The sequence below is a fragment of the Desulfamplus magnetovallimortis genome (assembly GCF_900170035.1).
GTDB lineage: Bacteria > Desulfobacterota > Desulfobacteria > Desulfobacterales > Desulfobacteraceae > Desulfamplus > Desulfamplus magnetovallimortis.
The window spans coordinates 317,297-322,859 of sequence record NZ_LT828540.1 but is presented as its reverse complement, the minus strand read 5'-3'; the positions used below and the strand labels follow the sequence as shown (position 1 = coordinate 322,859).

Annotated in this window: 3 protein-coding genes; 1 reads left to right on the top strand and 2 read right to left on the bottom strand. The window is 39.3% G+C overall.

Features of this window, described 5'->3' with window-relative positions; all coding sequences use genetic code 11:
* Positions 1 to 86: 86 nt before the first annotated feature.
* Positions 87 to 1,139 carry a SurA N-terminal domain-containing protein gene (locus tag MTBBW1_RS01320; RefSeq protein ID WP_080798052.1) on the bottom strand — a complete coding sequence of 351 codons (1,053 nt, stop codon included), beginning with the start codon at positions 1,137 to 1,139 and terminating at the stop codon, positions 87 to 89.
* A gap of 366 nt (positions 1,140 to 1,505) precedes the next feature.
* On the opposite strand from MTBBW1_RS01320, the gene MTBBW1_RS01315 reads away from it, so the two are divergent.
* Positions 1,506 to 4,172 carry an acetate--CoA ligase family protein gene (locus MTBBW1_RS01315; protein WP_080798050.1) on the top strand — a complete coding sequence of 889 codons (2,667 nt, stop codon included), beginning with the start codon at positions 1,506 to 1,508 and terminating at the stop codon, positions 4,170 to 4,172.
* A gap of 179 nt (positions 4,173 to 4,351) precedes the next feature.
* Here the strand turns inward: MTBBW1_RS01315 and MTBBW1_RS01310 are convergent, their stop codons facing one another.
* The gene (locus tag MTBBW1_RS01310; protein ID WP_080798047.1) at positions 4,352 to 5,452 is read right to left on the bottom strand and encodes a hybrid sensor histidine kinase/response regulator; all 1,101 of its coding nucleotides are present in this window, start codon (positions 5,450 to 5,452) and stop codon (positions 4,352 to 4,354) included.
* Positions 5,453 to 5,563: the final 111 nt, after the last annotated feature.

Here is a 5,563-nt window from a genome sequence, read left to right as displayed (position 1 = left end):
ACAAATTATTAAAAACCCATTCCTTAATAAACAGAGTCATAAATGCGATCTTCTATTTTTAAAACATAATGAATCTGTAAAGCGCATCAAAGCATCACCTTTATGTGTGATTTCTCTTTAAGCGTGTCTAACCATTCCCGAAAACGTTTTTCCACGATTTCATCATATAGTGTTTGGGAGATCTCTTGTGAAACTTCTTCCAGGGATTTTCCTTTTTTTTCTTCAACTCTTTCCACATAAAAAATCTGATATCCCTGATCAGTCAGAATAATATCGCTGAACTCTCCAGCCTTAAGAGGTTTGACGGCTTTTTTTATGGTGTCAGAAATTGTCTCAAGATCAAAAAGACCAAGGTCACCTCCGTCATGAGCATTGGGTGCATCGGAATATTCCCTGGCAAGTGAGGCAAAGCTCTTTCCTGAAAGCAGCATGGACTTTACTTCACGAGCTTTTTCCATCTGCTCATCCATGAGTGACTGAGAAGCAAAAGAATCAAACGGAAATACAATATTTTTAAGATAATACCTCTTCTCCCCTGCAAACTCTTCCGGATGGCTGTCATAATAATTTTTGATATCTGTGTCAGTTACAACCACTTTGGATTTAACACTGAAATTGATAAGTTTGGGCCGAAGAATTTCCTCACGGATCTTTTCTCTGTAATCTTCGTATGTCAGACCATCGTGCAGCAGAGCTTTTTCAAGCTCCTCCTGTGTCATAAATTGCGCCTGCTTTAGACGTTCAATTGCATTGTCAACCTCCTTATCAGAGACTGTCAACTGAAGGCGCTTTACCTCCTGATCGGTCATTTTTCTTTCGATCATGCGGTTTAACATGTCCTGTCGAAGTTGATATGCCATTTTTTCTTTTTTTTCAGAATCATAACCTGCAGATTCAATCTGGTCCATATATGGCCGCAGGGCACTGTTGAGTTCAAGCAGTGTAATAACGTCATTATTTACAATTGCCACAATTCTGTCAACCAGCTCTGCCCGGGCATCAGAAATCCCTGTATTAACAAAAAGCAATGAAACCATAATAGCATTGAGCAGTAATCGGTACCTGCAAAGGCGAATCAATGAAACAAAAAATGACATTCTGCAAACAATAGAAAAATTACACACTGTTTTTAAACTCAATTTATTAATCCTCACAAATGGTTATGACAACAGTTATATTTTTGATTTTTTAAAAGCTTTATTTTCTAACATGCACGGCTTACTCTTTCAAGTGATATTTTGGTTAAGGAAGCTGTCTGAAATAACTTACCCAAGTAATTTCAACCCCAAACCAACACTCCGTGAATGGAGGAGATGAAAATGGGCAAGTTATCTAATTGTCAAAAATATAACGATTTTTTGTGCTCACGTGAAAGATGCTGATAAGAATCTAAATAACTATTTTTTGTACTCACATGAAAGATGCTGATAAGAATCTAAAAGACTTTGTGTTTAGCCATTGAGACAAGTATAATATCAGGCATCTATAACAGTCAGGAGAAAAAAATGAAATTATATGTCAAAACAGAAGAGATTTGCGGTCTTTTTAAAAAAGCGGCTGATGAAGGGCGAAGCTTTCTGTATGAGTACGAGGTATATGAGCTGATTAGCCTGATAGGTGGAGAAACCCCTCTAACATACCGTTTTCTTGAAAAAGATGGAAGACTTAACGATACCATGCTTGCTGATATTCCCGGAGATAAAGTGGTTCTTAAAGTTGTATCTCCGAATATTTTACATAAAAGTGATATCGGTGGGGTAAGGATCGTTGACAAAACAAGAAGCGAGGTGCTCTCGGCTGTCAGGAGCATGATGTATGAGGTGCCTGAAAAATACTGTTTAATGCTGGAAAAAAAAATGGGCGGCAACATAACTTACAATGAACCCCTTCAAGGGGGTAGTTCCGGATTGACCCAGGCCAGCAGCAATATGCCTTACAGAGAACTTGACCGTGAAGCGTCTGTTGAGGAGATAAAGAGGGATATAAAGGGGATACTTATATGTGAGTTTCTTCCCATAGATAACACAGACTTTGGAAACGAACTTCTGGTAAGTTTAAGACGTACAAGGGAGTTTGGTATGATCCTCACAGCCGGCCTTGGAGGAACCGATACGGAACTTTATGCCCGAAGATTCAGAACAGGGCAGGCTGTGGTGTCAGCTTCCACTGAAATGATGGATGCAGAAGCTTTTTTTGATCTTTACAAAAGAACAATATCCTTTGACAAACTCACAGGTATCGGCAGAGGAGAAAAACGAAAAGTCACTGACGAGCAACTGAAAGAGTGCTTTGCAGCTCTTATATTGATTGCAAACTATTTTTCACCTTTAAATTCATCAGCACCATTTGTCATTGAAGAGCTTGAAATAAATCCATTTGCCTTTTTCAAGTACCTTATGGTACCTCTTGACGGATTGTGCAGCTTTTCCCACCCCACTGCCCTGCCCCCTCCAAGGCCAATATCAAAAATTGATTTTCTGCTGCATCCAAAATCAATAGCTATTATGGGAGTTTCAACAAAATCAAGAAATCCAGGACATATCATTCTTGAAAATATCCTTGCCAACGGTTTCAACAGATCTGATATTTTTATTATTCATCCTTCTGCAGAAAAAAATTTAAAAGCTCACCGCATTTTTCAACAAGATCATAATGTAGCTTCAGAAGATAACAGCCTCTCTTTAGAACTTAATGATCTTTATTTTGTTCCATCCGTTAAACACTTGCCCGGAAAGGTCGATCTGCTTATTCTTGCTGTCAGTGCACAGGCTGTGCAATCAGTTCTTGATGATGTCATTGAAAATGATATTGCAAAAAGTCTCATTATAATACCAGGAGGCCTTGGTGAAGTCATTGGAAGTGAAGGTGCTCGCCTTGCAATTGAAAATAAAATCCAGAAGTTGCGCGCTTTTAACACTGAAGACTCTATCTCATTTCCTAAAGATGACTTTCCTGGCGGGCCTGTTTTTCTTGGAGGAAACAGTCTCGGGGTTCTCTCGCATCCTGGCAAATATGATTCTCTTTTTATTCCGGAAGACAAATTGCCCAAATGCAGAGGAGATCATCCCAGAAGTTCAGCGTTTATAAGCCAAAGCGGTGCATACATGATCACCAGAATGAGCAAAATGTCATTTCTTGATCCTGCATACGCCCTTTCCATAGGAAACCAGATGGATCTAACAGCAGGGGATCTGCTTCACTATTTCAACAAGCTCGACAACATAACCACTGTTGCCATATACATGGAGGGATTCAGGGATCTGGACGGCCTTGAGTTTGCCCGTGCAGTCAGAGATGCTGTAAGAAAAGGCAAAGAGATACTTTTTTATAAAGCAGGAAGAACACCAGAAGGCAAACACGCCACATCAGGCCACACCGCATCCCTTGCCGGTGACTATGCAGTCTGCAAATCCTGCATCAGAGAGGCAGGGGCCATGGTGGCTGATACATTTACGGAATTTGAGGGTCTTGTTCAGCTCTCATGGGCACTTCACAACAAAAATATCTGTGGAAACGGACTTGCAGCAATAAGTAATGCAGGTTATGAATCTGTGGGAATTGCCGACAATATACTTGGAGATGATTTCCAGCTTCAAATGGCACTTTTTTCAGAGCTGACAAGGTCAGATATAAAAATGACCCTTGAAAATAGCGGGCTTGCATCGCTTGTGGATATCAAGAACCCCATGGATGTCACACCCATGGCTGTGGAATCTGTTTATGAAGAGATTATTGAAGCATTCTTAAAGGACAGCAATGTTCATGCTGTAATCGCAGCTATTGTGCCTTTGACACCTGTAATGGAGACTCTGCCTGGTCAATTATCATCTGAAAATCGACACAATGAAGATGTGAAAAATGACAATAGAAACAATGAAAATGTGAAAAATGAAAATCTACCAAATGGAAACGCAAAAAATGACAATGCAGAAAATATTTGTGGCTCAGAAAACATAAAAAAAAGAAATAAAAATATAATCAAAAGCATCTCAGAACTTGCATCACACCACAGCAAACCAGTTATCATGGTAATAGACAGCGGAGAGCTTTATGACCCCCTTGCAAAAGCGTTTCAGGCAGAAGGACTGCCTGTCTTCAGGTCAGCAGACCAGGCGGTATATGTGCTTGGAAAATATATAAGAGGCAGATTAGGAAGAATATACAGAAGATAAATTAGGAAGAATATACAGAAGATAAATTAGGAAGAATATACAGAAGATAAATTAGGAAGAATATACAGAAGATAGATTAGGAAGAATATACAGAAGATAGATTAGGAGCAACATACAGTAAGGTAGATTAAACGCAACATACAGAAAGTAAATTAGATTTAAAGCAACTATGAATCACATTAGCTGTCAGTGATGGCAGGCAGTGAACATGTAAACATGGCACCATCTCCCTTTGAGGTTATGCACTCTACTGTTCCATGGTGGGTTTTAAGAATTTTCTTTACCATGGAGAGTCCAAGACCATTACCATCTTTTCTGGTTGTATAGTGCTCTTCAAAGATATGTGGCAGAATATCTTCAGGAATACCAGGCCCATTATCCTTTATGGAAAAATAGAGCCTATCATCTTCAGCCCATGCTCTTATGAAAATTTTCTTTTCTTCCTGGCCTTCAATAGCCTGGCATGCATTAATAAAAAGATTTACAATAACCCTTTTGATCTGAGCACCTTTGCATTCAATATACGGCAGGGATGATGAAATATCTGTATAAAGTTTTACCTTGAATGTCTTTACAAACATAGTCAGAGGTGTCAGCAGAGGAGAGAAGCTCTGAATTTGTTTTTCTTCTCCAAAGTCATTCAGGTAACTTGTAAACCCCCGGCAGATATCCCTTCCCATGGAGAGACTGACCATAACATTTTTTATACTATCTTCAATAATCGGCTTTGTTTCAAGGTCGTCCGGAAGCATCGAGGGTACGGCATCTATCATCATTGCAACAAAAAGGATATTATTAATATCATGTGCAAGACCTGCTGCCAGCATGCCAAGTTCAGCCTTGTGCTGAAGAAGTTCCGCCCTGTGCTCAAGAATAGAGATGCTTTGCCTTAAAAGATCCTGCTGTTTTTTAATAAGAAGATGGATTTTCACCCTTGCCTTTACCAAAGGAGGGCTGACCGGTTTGGTTATGTAGTCAACAGCTCCAACCTGAAAACCTCGCTCCTCATCTGAAATATCACTCTTTGATGTTATAAAAACAACAGGGACATTTACAAGCGTAGGTTTTTTTTTAATTAAGCTGCACACCTCATAACCATTCATTCCTGGCATCATTATGTCCAAGATGATAAGATCCGGTGTACACTGCTCCAGGATACTAAAGGCTTTTTCACCTGATGTAGCAATATTGATAATGTAATCTGATTTTAAAATCTCATTTAACACCTTGATATTAGATGGTGAATCATCGACTATGAGAATTCTTTGTTTTTCCGGCATGCATTTCCTCTATTTTTTTTGATAAGAGCCCGGCAGTTACAAAATCTTATTGTTGCACTTCAAAATAACGGACACTGTGGATGCCCGCCACAATCAAAGAGATGAAAGTCG

Coding starts and splice junctions, on each gene's coding strand:
- MTBBW1_RS01315 (WP_080798050.1), top strand. CDS start 1,506: ATGAAATTATATGTCAAAACAGAAGAGATTTGCGGTCTTTTTAAAAAA.
- MTBBW1_RS01310 (WP_080798047.1), bottom strand. CDS start 5,452: ATGCCGGAAAAACAAAGAATTCTCATAGTCGATGATTCACCATCTAAT.